Below are 16,000 nucleotides of genomic sequence, written 5' to 3' on the forward strand. Positions count from 1 at the left end.
CCGAGGGCAAAACATTTAAACGCGCATTGGCATCAGCACATAAAGCGCTTCATCACTGCCTTCATCGCGAACGAGGGTCGGAGAACCGGAATCTGCAAGCGTAAAGAGAGCGGAATCTGCTTCCAACTGAGCTGCGATATCCAACAGGTACTTGGAGTTAAAGCCGATCTCGAATTCTTCGTTGTCGTACTCAACTGCAACTTCTTCAGTCGCAGAACCAGAGTCCGGGTTGGTGACCGTCAGAACGATCTTGCCTTCGCTCAGGGACATTTTGACTGCACGGCCACGATCAGATGCAATGGTGGATACGCGATCAACGGCTTCCTTGAAGGCATCACGATCAACGCGCAGTTCCTTGTCGTTTCCTTTTGGAATGACGCGCTCATAATCCGGGAAGGTTCCGTCGATGAGTTTTGAGGTCAGGATGATATCACCAATGGTGAAACGGATCTTGGTTTCAGAGATCTCAACTTTGATCTCAACTTCCGGATCATCCAGCAGCTTCTGAATTTCGCCAACGGTTTTACGCGGTACGATGATACCAGGCATACCCTCGGAGCCTTCCGGCGCCTCAAGCTCAGCCTGAGCGAGGCGGTGTCCGTCCGTTGCGACAGCGCGGAAACGCAGGCCTTCTCCGATATCCAGAGAGTGCATGTAGATACCATTGAGGTAGTAGCGGGTTTCTTCCGTAGAGATCGCAAACTGAGTGCTGTTGATCAACTTGCGGATGCCACCGGCGGTCATGGTGAAGCTGTGAGTGAACTCACCAGCAGTCAGATCAGGGAAGTCGGTGACTGGCAGGATTTGCAGCGCGAAGCGGGAGCGCCCGGCGCGAATTTCCATAGTGCTGTCATCACCAGACGTTTCCAAAACAACCTGAGAACCATCTGGCAGCTTACGCACGATCTCGTAGATCATGTGAGCTGGCACTGTGGTTCCACCTGGCGTTTCGACCATTGCCGCGATGCTTTCCACGACCTCAAGATCCAAATCTGTTGCCTTGAGCTTGAGGTTGCCACCTTCAGCCTGCAGCATCACGTTGGAGAGGATCGGAATGGTGTTCCGCCGTTCCACCACACGGTGTACGTGGGTCAGAGACTTCAAAAGCTCGGTCCGCTCAAGTGTCACTTTCATGCGAAACGTCCATTCTTCTGGGCGGAGCATCGCGCCGGTGCAGCGAACTCCGCGAATTACTAATACAAATTGCCCAGTTTCAGTACAGAGGCCCACTTGGTCTGCACTTGCCCACTATGCCGAGTTTAACCTCGTGCAGGGTCGTTCAAACTGCACGTTTAGCTCGCAAAATGCAAGAGGGGCGCTGCAAGCAGCGCCCCAATAATCACCAAATTCCTGCATGGAGTCCAGATGGCTCCGTGTAGAGGACGCTTATCAGAGCACGTTGCATTCACGCATCGTGCTCTAAGTTCTTTCCTTGAGCTCATTCAGATCATTTGATTGAAGCCAATCAAATGGAATGCACTCTAGGCGTCCAGCATACGCTTCAGCAGCTCCAGCTCCTGCGCAAGACCGTTATCTGCCTTGGAGAGCTCTTCGATTTTACGAACTGCATGAAGTACTGTTGTGTGGTCACGATTGCCGAAGCGACGACCGATCTCTGGCAGAGAACGTGGGGTCATCATCTTAGCGAGATACATAGCGATTTGACGAGGACGCACGATGGTGCGTGTCCGGCGTGCAGAAAGCAGATCTGCTTTTGTGACGTTATAATGTTTTGACACAACGCGCTGAATGTCTTCGATTTTAACGCGGCGCGGTTCAGCTGCACGGATGAGATCACGCAGAGTGATTTCAGCCATTTCCAGAGTTACCGGAGAGTTTGTCAGCTGATTATGCGCAACGAGACGGTTCAGAGCACCTTCCAGGTCACGACCTGAAGAGGTTACGTTACGAGCAACGTAGTCCAGAACGGCCTCCGGCACAGTGAAGTTCGGGTATGAGCGCTGCTGAGCACGCATACGATCTTCAATGATAGCGCGACGAAGCTGGAAATCTGGTTCGGAGATATTTACGACCAGACCACCTGCCAAGCGGGAGCGAACGCGATCATCCAGGCTTTCCAATTCAGCCGGAGCGCGGTCAGCTGCAACAACAACCTGACGAGCACCATCAATCAATGCATTAAGAGTGTGGCAGAACTCCTGCTGCACCTGCTTGCCGTGAAGGAACTGCATGTCATCGATCAGAAGAAGATCGATAGAACGTAGAGTTTCCTTGAAGGACATTGCAGATTGCGCCTGAAGCGCGGCAACGAAGCGGTACATGAAATGCTCTGCAGTGAGGTACAGAACGCGGCGACCAGCCATACGGGCCTGATTTGCAATCGCCTGCATCAAGTGGGTCTTACCAAGACCTACAGAAGCATGGAGGTAAAGCGGGTTAAAGGTTACGACACCGCCGCCTGCAACTTGCTTTGCTGCTGCAAGAGCCAGAACGTTGGATTCACCTTCAACAAAACTTTCGAAGACGTATTTCGGATCGAGGGATGCCCCTTCGAGTACGTCTTTAGAGGAAAGGTCGGAACGACCACCTCGACCGCCCATCATAGATGGCATTGGGGACGTTGCGCGCAGACCAACAGGATCATTTACCTGAATTGGGCGCATATCAGTCTTACCACCCAGTGCTGGGCGTGCAGCTGGCTTAGCCGCTGCAGGACGGGGACGAACGGCACCGCGAACGGTGAGCTCGATCTTATGAATGTCATCACATTCATTTTTCCAAAGTCCCATCAGACGCTCTGAATAATGAGACTGAATCCATTGCTTCAAAAACCGCGTAGGAACAGACAAACGAACGGTGCCGTTGGTGTGCCCTTCCATGTCTACACGTGCAAACCAGCTGGAGAATACATCTTCACCCAACTCAACACGTAGACGTTTCTTAACGCGATCCCATTGCTCCGGCCCTGGAGCTTCCTGAACGTGCATGCTCGCCTCCTTGCAGCCGTTGAGTATTCCGCCACAGATACTCAACCATCAAATCTATTGCGCTCATTTCGAGCTTTGTTGAACCAGACGCTTTTTTATTTCGTTGCCATTAGACAAAAACATCACATCGGTGTGGCGCCCACACACCGTTGCTAAATTCTAATATTTCTTGGGAGCTATCCTTGGCTCCACGGAAGACCTTGAGCCTTCCACCCAGAAACCGAGCCTCGATGACCTTCAGCATCATGACCGCCTTCAAAGCCGTCTGCCACGTTGTAGCAGTTTTTATAGCCAAGGGCTGTCATCGCGATCGCTGCTGCCTTACTCCGAACTCCAGAGCGGCACAAAAAGAAGATTGCAGCGTTTTGGTCAAGTCCTTTTTGCGTCAATGCGTCAGAAAGTTGACTCGCAAAGCCCTCATGAGGGCCATTGGATGGGAAACCCTGCCATTCAGCAAGGATGACTTCCTTCTCCAATTTGGAAAGATCCGGAATGCCTACGAAGGTCCATTCAGCGTTGGTTCTTACATCTACAAGAATTGCAGAACCATAAGCTTTAAGGCTCTCGAAAACTTCCGTTACGCTTCGATCACCTGCATAGGACTCATGCATAGATACTTCCATTTACTAACCTAGACGCATTACGTTTGCTCACCCAAATGAGTAAGCCACTATAAAAAGACTCAAAATCGAAATTCAAGAAAAATCAGAAGGAAAAGCAACAATAGCAGCAAAATGACGCAACAACTCTAGTAGTCTAAATTGCAATTACTATAAAATGCAACGCCTAGACTTTACGCCATCTAACCAGCTTTGCCCGACCCTGGTTCGATTCTTCTAACTTGTATGCTGGGATCGGGTAGCAACCCGACTTCTTCTTGACCATACACAGCCGATTTTGGTCCCGCAATAGCGGAAAGTTTACAAAACGCAAATGCCCTTTCTGTGACGCAAGGTCAAGCTCATATGTCGTCAACGGCTAAGTTCGGCAAAAAGCAGTGAACTCAACAACTTTCTCGATATGCGCTTGGTTAATGGTGGGCCCGGGAAGCGAATAAAAAAAATTTATCCGGCCATCTCTTGACTCACCAAGAATCTGCTCATTTCAACTGTGACAATTTTAACCTAGAGCCAATCCATTGTTTTTTAAGGATTTTCCTTGACAGGCTCCGAGACTAGTCCACAGGCTATCCGCCGTGAAAATGCCCCAGTTTTATCCTAGGGTAAGCTTATCCAGCTAACAAAAAAGCCCGGCCATACGACCGGGCTTTTTTAGTCCAAAAAAAATTGGATTAGGCGCCGAGTGCCTTAATGCGGGCATTCATGCGGGATACTTTGCGAGACGCAGTGTTCGCATGCATAACGCCTTTAGTAGATGCACGCATGATCTCAGGCTGTGCAACTTTGAATGCTTCGTTAGCAGCTGTCTGGTCACCCGCGACAATTGCTTCTTCCACTTTACGAACGTATGTACGTACGCGGCTACGGCGAGCCTTATTAGTGGCCGTCTGGCGAGCAATTTTACGTGCCGCCTTCTTGGCCGAAGGAGTGTTGGCCATGGGCTCTGTCCTGATCTGTCAGTAAGAACTGTTTTCAAATCGCGAACGAGACCGCCCAAAGCCGCCCCGATCAAACGAATTCAGTGACGAACAAAATCCGCCTCTGGTTGTGGAGCGCTTATAGTTGGGAGTCTGAGCCTCGTCAACGAAAAAAGGTGTAGACCTGCCTAAAAACGGCTTATCCGTCTTCGAATTCAGGTTTTCTCTTTTCTATGAATGCCTTCATACCTTCTTTTTGATCGCTGGTTGCAAACATAGAATGGAACAAACGACGCTCAAAACGAATGCCTTCAGCAAGTGTTACTTCGTAAGAACGGTTTACACTTTCCTTCGTCATCATAACAATTGGAGTCGAGAAACTTGCAATCTTTTCAGCAGCTTTGATTGCTTCAGCGACCAGATCCTCATTTGCGATAACACGAGAAACCAGACCGGCGCGCTCAGCCTCTAATGCATCCATCATACGGCCTGTCAAGCACATTTCCATTGCTTTTGACTTGCCAACAAGCCTTGTTAATCTCTGTGTACCACCTGCACCTGGCATAACGCCAAGTTTGATCTCTGGCTGACCGAATTGCGCAGATTCTGCTGCCAAAATGAAATCACACATCATGGCAAGCTCACATCCGCCGCCCAGCGCGAAGCCTGCGACCGCTGCGATGATTGGTTTACGCTTTTGCGCGATCTGATCCCAGCTGGTGATGAAGTCCATCAGATAGGTCTGCGGATAGTCGTATTCTGCCATCACTTTAATGTCAGCACCCGCCGCGAAGGCTTTCTCGGAGCCGGTGATGACTGTCGCGCCAATTTCAGGGTCACGATCAAATACGTTCAGTGCTTCATCAAGCTCAGCGATCAGGTCGCTGTTCAATGCATTCAATACTTTCGGGCGATTTAGCGTAATCAGGCCAATCTTGCCGCGTGTCTCAACCAGAATATTCTCGTAGGACATATGTCCCTCCCAATAAAATCAACTTGGATTTCTGCCCTAACATTGAAGAGTGATGGCTTAGCGGCAAGGTATCCGTTTGTCTTAGTTCTATCAGGCGTCTGTGTTTGCCCGCTCTGGAAACAGCGCTGCGAGCCCTTCTTTGCTTGCTGCACAGGCACCGCGTTCAGTGATCAGGGCGGTGACGTTTTTTGATGGCGTCACATCAAACGCGAAGTTGGACAAAGGGGTCTCTGGCGGGCAAATGCGCACTTTCTCAACCTTACCGTCCGCGTTTTCGCCTGAGATCCACGCGACCTCTTCGCCGCTGCGTTCCTCAATCGGAATTTCCTTCAGGCCATCAGCAACAGTCCAGTCGATGGTTGAAGAGGGCAGAGCCACGTAGAATGGGACGCCGTTGTCATGGGCTGCCAGCGCTTTGAGGTAGGTGCCGATTTTGTTGCAGACATCGCCGTGTGCAGTTGTTCTGTCTGTTCCCACGATGCAAAGATCCACCATGCCATGCTGCATGAGGTGGCCACCTGCATTGTCGACAAGCAACGTATGAGGCACGCCGTGCTCTCCCAGCTCCCAAGCGGTCAGGCCTGCGCCCTGATTGCGCGGGCGGGTTTCGTCGACCCAGACATGGACCTTGATACCCTTGTTATGGGCCTGATAGATCGGAGAGGTAGCTGTCCCCCAGTCCACAGTCGCCAGCCAGCCAGCATTACAGTGGGTCAGGATGTTGATGGTCTCGCCCGGGCTCTTTTGCGCGGCGATCTCTTCAATCAGCTTGAGGCCGTGCTTGCCGATGGATTCGTTGCAGGCCACGTCCTCATCCGAAATCTCGACGGCCCGCTTCCACGCGGCTTCCGCTCGTTGCTCTAATGGTAGATCTGAGAGCAAGTTTTGCATGTCACTCAGCGCCCAGCGCAGGTTGATCGCCGTGGGGCGAGTTGCGTGGAGCACCTGCCACGCATTGCTTAGTGCTGCATCGCTTGGGTCCCGCGCCATTTCCAGTGCAACGCCGAAGGCGGCTGTTGCACCGATCAATGGGGCGCCTCGAACCCACATATCCTTGATGGAAACCGCTGCATCTTCCAGATTGCGCAGTTCAACCTCGACAAAACGATGGGGGAGGCACGTCTGGTCGATGATCCCGACAGACTTTCCAGCTTCCAGCGGCCAAATGGAACGGTATGCTTTACCATGAACCTTCATCGCGACGTCTCCTACCCATGTATGCGGTTTGTGCGTCAGATTATCGGATTTTTCGGTGGCTCCATCTGCATTTTATCGCGTCCGGATTCTTTTCCTCATAAAGTTCTGTAGTCCGCAGTTTCCGCATGGTCCAATTAGATGAAAGCCTTTCATCTCCTCTTTAACCATACTGCGCTACGTTGACTCTCTTACGTCTGTTTACACCTCAACTTTGCCGGGTTGATGAAAGAGGCTTCCGATGGCTCCGCTGGACACTGAAATTCGCGTTATGGATGAAGATGGTATTCTGACCATGCTGGATTGGGCCGCCCAAGAGGGGTGGAATCCAGGTGAGGATGATGCACCATCTTACTATGCGGCGGATCCCGGCGGTTTTCTTGGCTGCTATCTAAACAATCAGCTGGTCTCGATGGTGTCTGCCGTTCAATACGGTGAGGCCTTTGGTTTTCTCGGCTTTTACATCTGCCATCCAGAGTTTCGCAGGCAGGGCCATGGGGCTGTCATATGGAATGCCGCCATGAAACGGCTGGAAGGGCGGACGATTGGCCTTGATGGCGTGGTGGCAGAGCAAGACAATTACGCCAAGTCCGGCTTCAAGCTCATTCATCAAAATATGCGCTACAGCGGCATATCTGATGTCACCATGCCTATGGATCAGCGTATTTCCATCATCGGCAAGGGCATTTTGCCGAGCATTATAAAATATGACCGCAACTACTTTCCGGCAGAGCGCTCCGCTTTTCTGGAACGCTGGATAGAGCCAATGAACCCTATGCGCCGGGGCCTCTATCTGGTTGAAGAGGGAATTGTTCGCGGTTACGGCGTTATCCGTGCGGCCCGTGATGGGTATCGCATTGGCCCAATGGCCGCTGAAACTCCAGAAGGGGCTGACCTGCTGTTCCGCGCCCTTGCTGGCAGCGCCAAAGGGCAGATGATCAACATTGATCTGCCTTTGCCTAATGAACAAGCCGTGGAACTGGCAGAGCGCTACGACCTATCACCCGTGTTCGCTACCGCCAGAATGTATAAGGGCCAGGACCCTAACCTCCCCCTCGACAAGATCTACAGCTTTGCGAGTTATGAGCTGGGGTAGAGGTGGCTCACAAAGCTCTAAACTCCGAATTCCGAATTCCGAACTTAAGAAACTGCACAGCGCATAGCATTCACGAAGAAATTCTGCTTGTTGCACGTGCTTGACGACAGAAACTAGTGATTGTCTAATCAATATTCGAAGCTTTTGTCTTCTTGTTTGGGCACCTTGGCCAGTCTTCATTTTGACTGATCCAATTGTTCCTATTAGGCAATAGTCAACGGAGAGGGGAAGACATGGGAAAAGGCATTTTTCAGAAAATGTTGGATGGCGAACTTCCACTACCAAGAGCCGCTGCAACTCTGGGGGCAAAGATCATAGAAGTTGATCCGAGTGCAGGCACATCTATTATCAAATTTGATGGCAAAGAGGAATTCACCAATCCTGTAGGCAATATACAAGGCGGGTTTCTGGCAGCAATGCTGGATGACACGATGGGCCCTGCTTTAACTGCAATGCTGGATGAGAACGAATTCGCCCCCACTTTAGAACTGAAGATAAACTTCATTGCCCCAGCACGCGTCGGTCTCCTGACTGGTTTTGGTCATGTGATCTCTAAAGGAGGAACCGTATGTGTTCTTGAGGGAGAGCTGAAACAAAATGACAAACTGATCGCTCGTGCCTCTGCAACCGCCCTGATACGGAAAATTAAATAATGAAGCCTGAACCTTGTACAATGAGTGGTCTCAACTCTTGAATGGATAAAAAGTGCTCCATTATCTACTGCGGTAACAGCGTCTCCCGGTCCAACTGCTGTTCGTGGGCTTCTTCCTGGAGCCATGCTTTGAAGGACTTTACGACTGGGCGCAGGGTTCGGTTTTCCGGGTAGACGAAGTGGTAGGCGGAGGAGAGTTTTAGGCTGATGTCGAACAGGCGGACCAGTGTTCCTGCGGCGAGCTCTTCCTCAATGAAGAACTTTGGCACCAGTGCTACGCCCAAGCCGGAGGCGGCTGCCTGTGAGATCATGGTGAACTGATCAAAACGCGGGCCCTGAAAGGCGCCGTCTGTTTCTACACCTGCCAGCGAGAACCATTTTTGCCATGCATCTGGCCGTGTTGACTGGTGCAGGCGCATAACATCAATCAGATCTTCCGGCGTACGCAGGCTGTGTCTGTCGCGAAATGCTCTAGAGGCAACTGGAATGACCTCTTCCTGAAACAGCGGCTCCGCAATGGCGCCTGCCCAGACAGGTTCGCCATAATGGATGGCGCCGTCGAACGGCTCTACCGAGAAATCGAATGGGCGTAGTCTGACGGAGAGGTTGAAGCTGGCTTCCGGATAGCGCTCGTGGAAACGGGGAAGGCGACGGGCGAGCCAACGCGTGCCGAAAGTTGGGAGTACGGCGACGTTGAGCACATCCTCACTGCCTGCAAAGGACATCACCTGACGGGTGGCGCTGGTCATCTTTTCCAGCGTGCCGCGGATGTCGTGCAGGTAGATACGCCCAGCATCTGTCAGAACAATCCGCTGGCGAATCCGTTTGAACAGCTCAACACCCAAGCGGCCTTCCAAAAGGCGCACCTGTTTGCTGACTGCGCCTTGCGTCAGGAACAATTCTTCAGCTGCACGCGTGAAACTGCCGTGCCGCGCTGCGCTTTCGAATGCGATCAAACAGTCTATCGGGGGGATAAAACCACGCTTCATCCTGACCTCTCATGATGCCGTGGACAGCTCGAAACATCTGAAATCGCGAGGTTAGGCACAACCAGCACGAACAAATTTCGTTCTATCTGGCATCATCTCCTTCTTAAAACAGGACCTTAAACAGGTCGCCACCCATAATTATCTTACTGATTTTAAGCAGTTTTCTTCGAGACGCAAGATCAAGACGAAATTATCAGTCATTCCATATGCGAATGAATAATGGAAAAGACGTAGCTTTTACCCGTGAACAGGACAAGAGAAACTCTGCTCAAATTTCGAACTGACTGTTTCTAACTCTTTGGGGGCTTCAATGACCGTAGGTCTGGATACCGCGCAATTCGCAAAAGAAACAATTGAACTCATGGAGCGTATGGGTGTTGCCCGCGCTGCTTTGGAAGGTGGCACACTTGCTGCGACTTCTCCAAACTCCGGTGAAACACTGGCGATGATCAAAGAAGACAGCGCCGCGGAAACCACCGCTGCAATTGGTCGTGCTCACGATGCTTTTAAAGAGTGGCGCAAGCTGCCTGCACCTCGTCGTGGTGAGCTGGTTCGCCTGCTGGGTGAAGAGCTTCGCACTTATAAAGACGACCTTGGCAAGCTGGTGAGCCTTGAGGCAGGCAAAATCACCTCTGAAGGTCTGGGCGAAGTTCAGGAAATGATCGACATCTGCGATTTCGCAGTTGGTCTTTCCCGTCAGCTGTACGGTTTGACCATCGCGACTGAGCGTCCGGGTCACCGTATGATGGAAACCTGGCACTCATCCGGTGTTGTTGGTGTGATCTCCGCGTTCAACTTCCCGGTTGCGGTTTGGTCCTGGAACGCGGCGCTTGCATTCGTTTGTGGTGACTCCGTTGTTTGGAAGCCATCTGAGAAGTCTCCTTTGACAGCCATGGCATGTGCTGCGCTGTTTGAGCGTGCAGTTGCCAAGTTTGGTGATGATGCACCGAAGGGCTTGCTGGAAGTTATCGTAGGTGGCCGTGAAATCGGTGAGACACTGGTCGATGACAAGCGCGTGCCTGTTATCTCCGCGACTGGTTCCACTCGTATGGGTCGTCAGGTTGGTCCGCGTGTTGCAGAGCGTTTCGGTAAGTCCATCCTTGAACTGGGCGGCAACAACGCAGCAATAGTGACCCCGTCTGCTGATCTGGATCTGACCCTGCGCGGCGTAGCCTTCTCTGCAATGGGTACTTGTGGCCAACGTTGCACTACTCTGCGCCGTCTGATCACGCATGACAGTGTTTATGATGCACTGATCCCACGTCTGATCAAGGCGTACGCTTCTGTGAAGATCGGTATCCCAACCGAAGAAGGCACGCTGATCGGTCCGCTCATCGACAAAGACGCTTTCGACAACATGCAGAAGTCTCTGGAAGCTGCGAAAGCTGCTGGCGGCACCGTGCATGGTGGTCAGCGCGTGATGGCGGATGAGTATCCTGATGCTTATTACGTTCAGCCTGCAATCGTTGAAATGCCTGGTCAGGTTGGTCCTGTGCTGGAAGAGACTTTTGCTCCGATCCTCTACGTCGTTCGCTACAGCGACTTTGATGAAGCGATTGAGATCCAGAACGGTGTTGGTGCTGGTCTGTCTTCTTCCGTCTTCACCAAAGACGTCGGTGAAGCTGAAACCTTCGTTTCTGTTGTTGGCTCTGATTGCGGCATTGCAAACGTCAATATCGGCCCGTCCGGCGCTGAAATCGGCGGCGCATTCGGTGGTGAGAAGGAAACTGGTGGTGGCCGTGAAGCGGGCTCTGATGCCTGGAAGGCGTACATGCGCCGCGCGACCAATACCATCAACTACTCTGGCGCCCTTCCATTGGCGCAGGGTGTGAAGTTTGACGTTGAATAAGGAATTTTGAGCATGAGTAGTGATCCAACCGGCGGAGGCGTCTTCAATTGGGAAGACCCGTTCCTCATGCGCGACCAGTTGAATGAAGACGAAGTTCTCATCATGGAAAGCGCGCGTGCCTACGCTCAGGAAAAGCTTCTGCCACGTGTGATGGAAGCTTACCGCGAAGAGAAGACTGATCGCTCCATCTTTAACGAGATGGGCGAGCAGGGCCTACTTGGCGTGACCCTTCCAGAGCAATACGGTGGTTCAGGCGCCTCTTACGTGGCTTATGGCCTTGTTGCCCGCGAAGTAGAGCGCGTGGACAGTGGTTACCGCTCCATGATGAGTGTGCAGTCCTCGCTGGTGATGTACCCAATCTACGCCTACGGCTCTGAAGAGCAACGCATGAAGTATCTGCCGAAGCTTGCTTCTGGTGAATATGTTGGCTGTTTTGGTCTGACTGAGCCGGATGCAGGGTCTGACCCGGCTGGTATGCGCACCCGCGCTGTGAAGACCGAGAGCGGATACCGTATTACTGGTTCCAAGATGTGGATCTCCAACTCTCCAATCGCAGATGTGTTTGTGGTTTGGGCGAAGTCTGAAGCACATGACAACCAGATCCGCGGTTTCGTTCTTGAAAAGGGTATGGAAGGTCTTTCAGCCCCTAAGATTGAGGGCAAGCTTTCCTTACGTGCTTCCATCACCGGTGAAATCGTGATGGACAACGTGGAAGTGGGTGAAGATGCTCTGCTGCCTAACGTTTCTGGCCTGAAAGGTCCGTTCGGCTGTCTGAACCGCGCTCGCTACGGCATCTCCTGGGGTGCGCTGGGCGCTGCGGAAGATTGCTGGATGCGTGCTCGCCAGTACGGCATGGATCGCAAGCAGTTCAACCGTCCTCTGGCACAGACACAGCTGTTCCAGAAGAAGCTGGCAGACATGCAGACCGAGATTACCCTTGGTCTTCAGGCTTCCCTGCGTGTTGGCCGTCTGTTTGACGAAGGCCGCGTTGCTCCTGAGATGATTTCCATCGTGAAGCGCAACAACTGCGGCAAGGCGCTGGATATCGCGCGGCAGGCACGTGACATGCACGGTGGTAACGGCATCTCCGAGGAGTTCATGGTGATGCGCCATGCTCAGAACCTTGAGACCGTCAACACTTATGAAGGTACGCATGACGTTCACGCCCTTATTTTGGGTCGTGCGCAGACTGGCCTTCAGGCTTTCTTTTAAGCCCTGATTAGCATTGTAATCTCGTGAAAGTGCTGGGAGGCCTTTTTTGAGATTACGCTTGATGCTCTTGGGAGGCGTTTCGTCTCCCTTTTAGACCGGCGCTCGCAAATACCCGCCTAATTGTTTCGGGCGTCGGTTCTTACCCTTTTCATTTCTCAGTATTCAGGTGTGACTATGGCGATAGCTTCAGTGGATGTTGCTATTATTGGGGGGGCTGTCATCGGATCATCGGTGGCGTACCATCTTGCACAACGCGACGACTTCAAGGGTAGCATTGCGGTCTTTGAGAAAGACCCGTCTTACCAACATTGCGCTTCGGCGCTTTCTGCCGCTTCTATTCGCCAACAGTTCTCCTCTGCCGTGAACATCGACATTTCGCTCTATGGCATCGATTTCCTGCGCGATATTGGCAGTCTTCTGGAAGTTGATGGCGAACAGCCACGCATTGACTTGGTTGAGGGCGGTTATCTTTTTCTCGCAACGCCAGACAAGCGCAGCATTTTGGAAGAGAACCACGCGCTTCAACAGAAGATGGGTGCGGATATTGGGTTTTTGGATGCTGATGCGCTGAAAGCCAAATTTCCGTGGCTCAATGTCTCTGATCTTTCTGCTGGCTGTCACGGCCTGTCCGGCGAAGGCTGGTTTGACGGTTATGGCCTGATGCAGGCGTTTCGCCGCAAAGCGCGCTCCCTGAACGTGCCTTATGAGCCGTATCAAGTGGTTCATCTTGAAAAGATCATGGGGGGCAGCTGGATTTTGACGCTCTCCAACGGAGAGCAGGTGGAAGCTGGTGTTGTGGTGAATGCAGCTGGGGCGTCAGGTGGTACTCAGATTTGCATGGAAGCTGGCTTTGATGCTCCAGTGCACTCCAAAAAGCGCATGATTTTCACCTTTGAATGCCGCGATGAGGTTTCTGGTCTGCCGTTGCTGGTTGATCCAAATGGCACCTATGTGCGCCCTGAAGGGACAGGCTTTATCTGCGGCAGCTCACCGGATGAAGAGCAAGATCCGGATTCCTTTGACTATGATGTCGATTATTCCTTCTTTGAGGAACACCTTTGGCCAACACTCGCCAATCGCATTCCTGCATTTGAAGCCATCAAGCCCGGCGCCGCATGGGCAGGGCATTATGATGTGAACCTGTTCGATCACAACGCATTTACGGGTCCGGTGCCTGGCATTGAAGACTTTTACATCGCGCTGGGCTTCTCCGGTCACGGCCTTCAGCAAAGCCCGGCGGTGGGACGCGGCCTTGCCGAACATATCGTAACAGGCCGCTATGAAACGCTGGACCTTTCTGAGCTTGGTGTTGAGCGCCTGACCGCAAACAATCCGCTGATTGAGCGGAATGTGGTTTAAGAAGAGCGGCCTACTGAGGTGGGCCGCTTAATCTGGCTCGGTTTTTGATGATCAGGTCGGCGAGGAAGTCTGCCATGACGCGCATTCGGGGGGAATGGGCGAGATCAGAATGCATGACCAGATAGATTTGTTGATCAACGCCGATGTTGGCTTCCACGCAGACAAGCCCGGCTTCTGCTGCAAGGAAGTGAGGGAGAACCGCAAGACCGAGCCCGGCTTTGGCAGCGACCACTTGCGTCGCGAGTGATGAGGTTAAAACTGCAGGCTCGCGGCCTTTTAAAGCACGTCGAATCCATTGTGCTGCGGCAAGGTGAGCCTGCGCTTCACTCCAGGATATGCAGTCATCGTCCTCATAGCTCTCAGGCTTTTCGAGTTCGGTCCGCTTGAGCAGATATTCTTTGCTTGCATAAAGGCCGAAGCCGAGCGTTCCCAAGCGACGAAGTGTGACATTGCCGCTTTCCGGTTTCACCATCCGTATGGCGAGATCTGCATCACGGCGGTGCAGGTTCACTGAGTTCACGTCGGTCAGGATTTCGATGTGCAGGTCCGGATAGCTGGTGCGCAGCTCGGGCAATGCAGGCAAAATCAGGTGGGTAGCCATGTTTTCTGCTGTAGCTAGGCGGAGTTTTCCGGAAATCCCAGCCTGGGCCTTCGCTTCTGAAGCAAATGCCGAGGCCGCTGCTTCCAATGCTTCAGCCTTTGCCAGCAGGTCGCGGCCATCCTCTGTGAGCTGATAACCGGATTGATGCCTTACGAACAAAGGTATTTTCAGCGTTTCTTCGAGGCGATCAACCTTTCTCGACAGGGTTGCGACACCGATGCTCAGGCGTTGAGCAGCGGCGCTGAGCGTTCCTGTTCTCGCGACAGCGAGGAAGGCTTTCGTATCGTCCCAGACGAGATCATGCAGTAGCTTATTTCCATTATTGGAAATCAACTTTCCATTTTTGCTCGTATTTTCCATCTTTGAAAGATGGCAAGTATTCAGCAGCAACACAAGGAAGCTTCTGATGAAAACTCGCCAACTTGGATCTAAACTTAACGTCTCAGCGCTTGGTCTGGGCTGCATGGGGATGAGTGAGTTTTATGGCTCACACGATGACAGCGTGTCCTTGGAGGTGATGGCACGAGCCGTTGAACTGGGCATAAATTTCTTCGATACGGCTGACATGTATGGCCCTCACCACAATGAGGAGCTGATTGGCCGTTTTTTGAAGGAAACGAAAGCACCTCTCAAGATCGCAACAAAGTTCGGCATCAATCGGAAACCCGGCGAATACAAGCGGACGATCGAGAATAGTCGGCAATATGCGCGGCAGGCTTGTGAGGCCTCTCTGAAGCGTTTGGGGCTTGATTACATTGATCTTTACTACGTCCACCGCGTTAACCCGGAGCAACCCGTTGAGGATGTCATGGGCGAGCTCTCCCGCCTGGTTGAGGAGGGTAAGATTGGCAATATCGGGCTTTGTGAGATCAACGAGAGCACGCTGCGCCGGGCGCATGCGGTTCATCCAATTGCAGCTGTTCAGACAGAATACTCACTGTGGTCTCGTGACGTCGAAAACGCGATCTTGCCTGCATGCCGTGAGCTTGGCATTGGGTTTGTCCCTTACTCTCCTTTGGGGAGAGGGTTCCTGACGGGTAGTGTGAACTCAGAAACGGAGTTTGAAGAGGGCGACTTTCGCGCGAATCTGCCAAGATTTTCGAAAGCCGCACTGCTCGTCAATGAGGGCATCAGGAAAGTGATAACAGAGGCCGCACACCAGAAGAAATGCACACCTGCACAGCTCTCCCTCGCGTGGTTGCTGGCAAAAAGGAACGATTTCGTGCCAATTCCGGGCACGAAGAGACTGAAGTATCTGGAAGAGAACGCTGCTGCCACTGACATTGAGCTGTCCACAGAGGAGGTGCACGCACTGGAAGATGCGATTGCACGCATCCCTGTAGCGGGCGAGAGATACACTCCGGAAGGTATGAAGGGCGTTAATGCCTAAGCAGGCTTTCAGAGCAACACTGAGTAATCCATAAAACTTATTCCCCTCCCAGTTTTCTCCCATACTCTGAGAGACATGCCCACGCAACGGGCTGCTGGCGGACCGTCCGTCGGTGAGGCGTGGGCTGGGTGGGGCTATTGGGAGAAGTAACGTATCTTTCCAGTGGTCCGGTGAACCGAACTTCAAACGTGACCGCATGG

General features: G+C 52.4%; 14 protein-coding genes. 6 read left to right on the forward strand and 8 right to left on the reverse strand.

Annotated features, from left to right (window positions below):
• Window positions 1–15: 15 nt before the first annotated feature.
• From dnaN to mtnA, 6 genes are all read right to left on the reverse strand, one after another.
• Window positions 16–1,134: a DNA polymerase III subunit beta gene (gene dnaN / locus PsWM33_RS11775; RefSeq protein WP_063286480.1), complete on the reverse strand. Its 1,119-nt coding sequence runs from the start codon at window positions 1,132–1,134 to the stop codon at window positions 16–18.
• A 347-nt stretch (window positions 1,135–1,481) separates the two neighbouring features.
• Window positions 1,482–2,948 carry a chromosomal replication initiator protein DnaA gene (gene dnaA, locus PsWM33_RS11780; protein ID WP_057463134.1) on the reverse strand — a complete coding sequence of 489 codons (1,467 nt, stop codon included), beginning with the start codon at window positions 2,946–2,948 and terminating at the stop codon, window positions 1,482–1,484.
• A gap of 176 nt (window positions 2,949–3,124) precedes the next feature.
• Window positions 3,125–3,559, reverse strand: a complete 435-nt coding sequence (locus PsWM33_RS11785) for a rhodanese-like domain-containing protein (RefSeq protein WP_063300366.1) — start codon at window positions 3,557–3,559, stop codon at window positions 3,125–3,127.
• Between the two features lie 680 nt (window positions 3,560–4,239).
• The gene (gene rpsT / locus PsWM33_RS11790) at window positions 4,240–4,506 is read right to left on the reverse strand and encodes a 30S ribosomal protein S20 (protein WP_057463136.1); all 267 of its coding nucleotides are present in this window, start codon (window positions 4,504–4,506) and stop codon (window positions 4,240–4,242) included.
• 178 nt (window positions 4,507–4,684) lie between these two features.
• A complete protein-coding gene (locus PsWM33_RS11795; protein WP_063300367.1) occupies window positions 4,685–5,458 on the reverse strand; it encodes an enoyl-CoA hydratase in 774 nt (257 codons plus the stop codon).
• A gap of 90 nt (window positions 5,459–5,548) precedes the next feature.
• Window positions 5,549–6,655, reverse strand: a complete 1,107-nt coding sequence (gene mtnA, locus PsWM33_RS11800; protein ID WP_063300368.1) for an S-methyl-5-thioribose-1-phosphate isomerase — start codon at window positions 6,653–6,655, stop codon at window positions 5,549–5,551.
• A 238-nt stretch (window positions 6,656–6,893) separates the two neighbouring features.
• Here mtnA and PsWM33_RS11805 point away from each other — a divergent pair, with 238 nt between their 5' ends.
• Together PsWM33_RS11805 and PsWM33_RS11810 are read left to right on the forward strand one after the other, a co-directional pair.
• On the forward strand, window positions 6,894–7,748 hold the full coding sequence (locus tag PsWM33_RS11805; RefSeq protein ID WP_063300369.1) for a GNAT family N-acetyltransferase: 855 nt from the start codon (window positions 6,894–6,896) through the stop codon (window positions 7,746–7,748).
• A gap of 233 nt (window positions 7,749–7,981) precedes the next feature.
• Window positions 7,982–8,401 (forward strand): PaaI family thioesterase, encoded by a 420-nt coding sequence (locus PsWM33_RS11810; protein WP_063294708.1) that lies wholly within the window; start codon window positions 7,982–7,984, stop codon window positions 8,399–8,401.
• A gap of 64 nt (window positions 8,402–8,465) precedes the next feature.
• Here the strand turns inward: PsWM33_RS11810 and PsWM33_RS11815 are convergent, their stop codons facing one another.
• Window positions 8,466–9,389: a LysR substrate-binding domain-containing protein gene (locus PsWM33_RS11815; RefSeq protein WP_063300370.1), complete on the reverse strand. Its 924-nt coding sequence runs from the start codon at window positions 9,387–9,389 to the stop codon at window positions 8,466–8,468.
• Window positions 9,390–9,699: 310 nt separating this feature from the next.
• Here PsWM33_RS11815 and amaB point away from each other — a divergent pair, with 310 nt between their 5' ends.
• The 3 genes from amaB to PsWM33_RS11830 all read left to right on the forward strand — a co-directional run bounded on the left by amaB (window position 9,700) and on the right by PsWM33_RS11830 (window position 13,809).
• Complete coding sequence (gene amaB, locus PsWM33_RS11820; protein WP_063300371.1) at window positions 9,700–11,238, forward strand: L-piperidine-6-carboxylate dehydrogenase; 1,539 nt, start codon at window positions 9,700–9,702, stop codon at window positions 11,236–11,238.
• A gap of 12 nt (window positions 11,239–11,250) precedes the next feature.
• Window positions 11,251–12,450 carry an acyl-CoA dehydrogenase gene (locus PsWM33_RS11825; protein WP_057463143.1) on the forward strand — a complete coding sequence of 400 codons (1,200 nt, stop codon included), beginning with the start codon at window positions 11,251–11,253 and terminating at the stop codon, window positions 12,448–12,450.
• A 174-nt stretch (window positions 12,451–12,624) separates the two neighbouring features.
• Window positions 12,625–13,809, forward strand: coding sequence for an NAD(P)/FAD-dependent oxidoreductase (locus PsWM33_RS11830; protein ID WP_063300372.1), 1,185 nt, complete (start codon window positions 12,625–12,627; stop codon window positions 13,807–13,809).
• Window positions 13,810–13,819: 10 nt separating this feature from the next.
• Here PsWM33_RS11830 and PsWM33_RS11835 read toward each other — a convergent pair whose 3' ends face one another.
• The gene (locus PsWM33_RS11835; RefSeq protein WP_244276688.1) at window positions 13,820–14,743 is read right to left on the reverse strand and encodes a LysR family transcriptional regulator; all 924 of its coding nucleotides are present in this window, start codon (window positions 14,741–14,743) and stop codon (window positions 13,820–13,822) included.
• Between the two features lie 73 nt (window positions 14,744–14,816).
• On the opposite strand from PsWM33_RS11835, the gene PsWM33_RS11840 reads away from it, so the two are divergent.
• Window positions 14,817–15,800, forward strand: a complete 984-nt coding sequence (locus PsWM33_RS11840) for an aldo/keto reductase (RefSeq protein WP_063300373.1) — start codon at window positions 14,817–14,819, stop codon at window positions 15,798–15,800.
• Window positions 15,801–16,000 lie beyond the last annotated feature (200 nt).

Source organism: Pseudovibrio sp. WM33 (genome assembly GCF_001623165.1).
Lineage (GTDB): Bacteria > Pseudomonadota > Alphaproteobacteria > Rhizobiales > Stappiaceae > Pseudovibrio.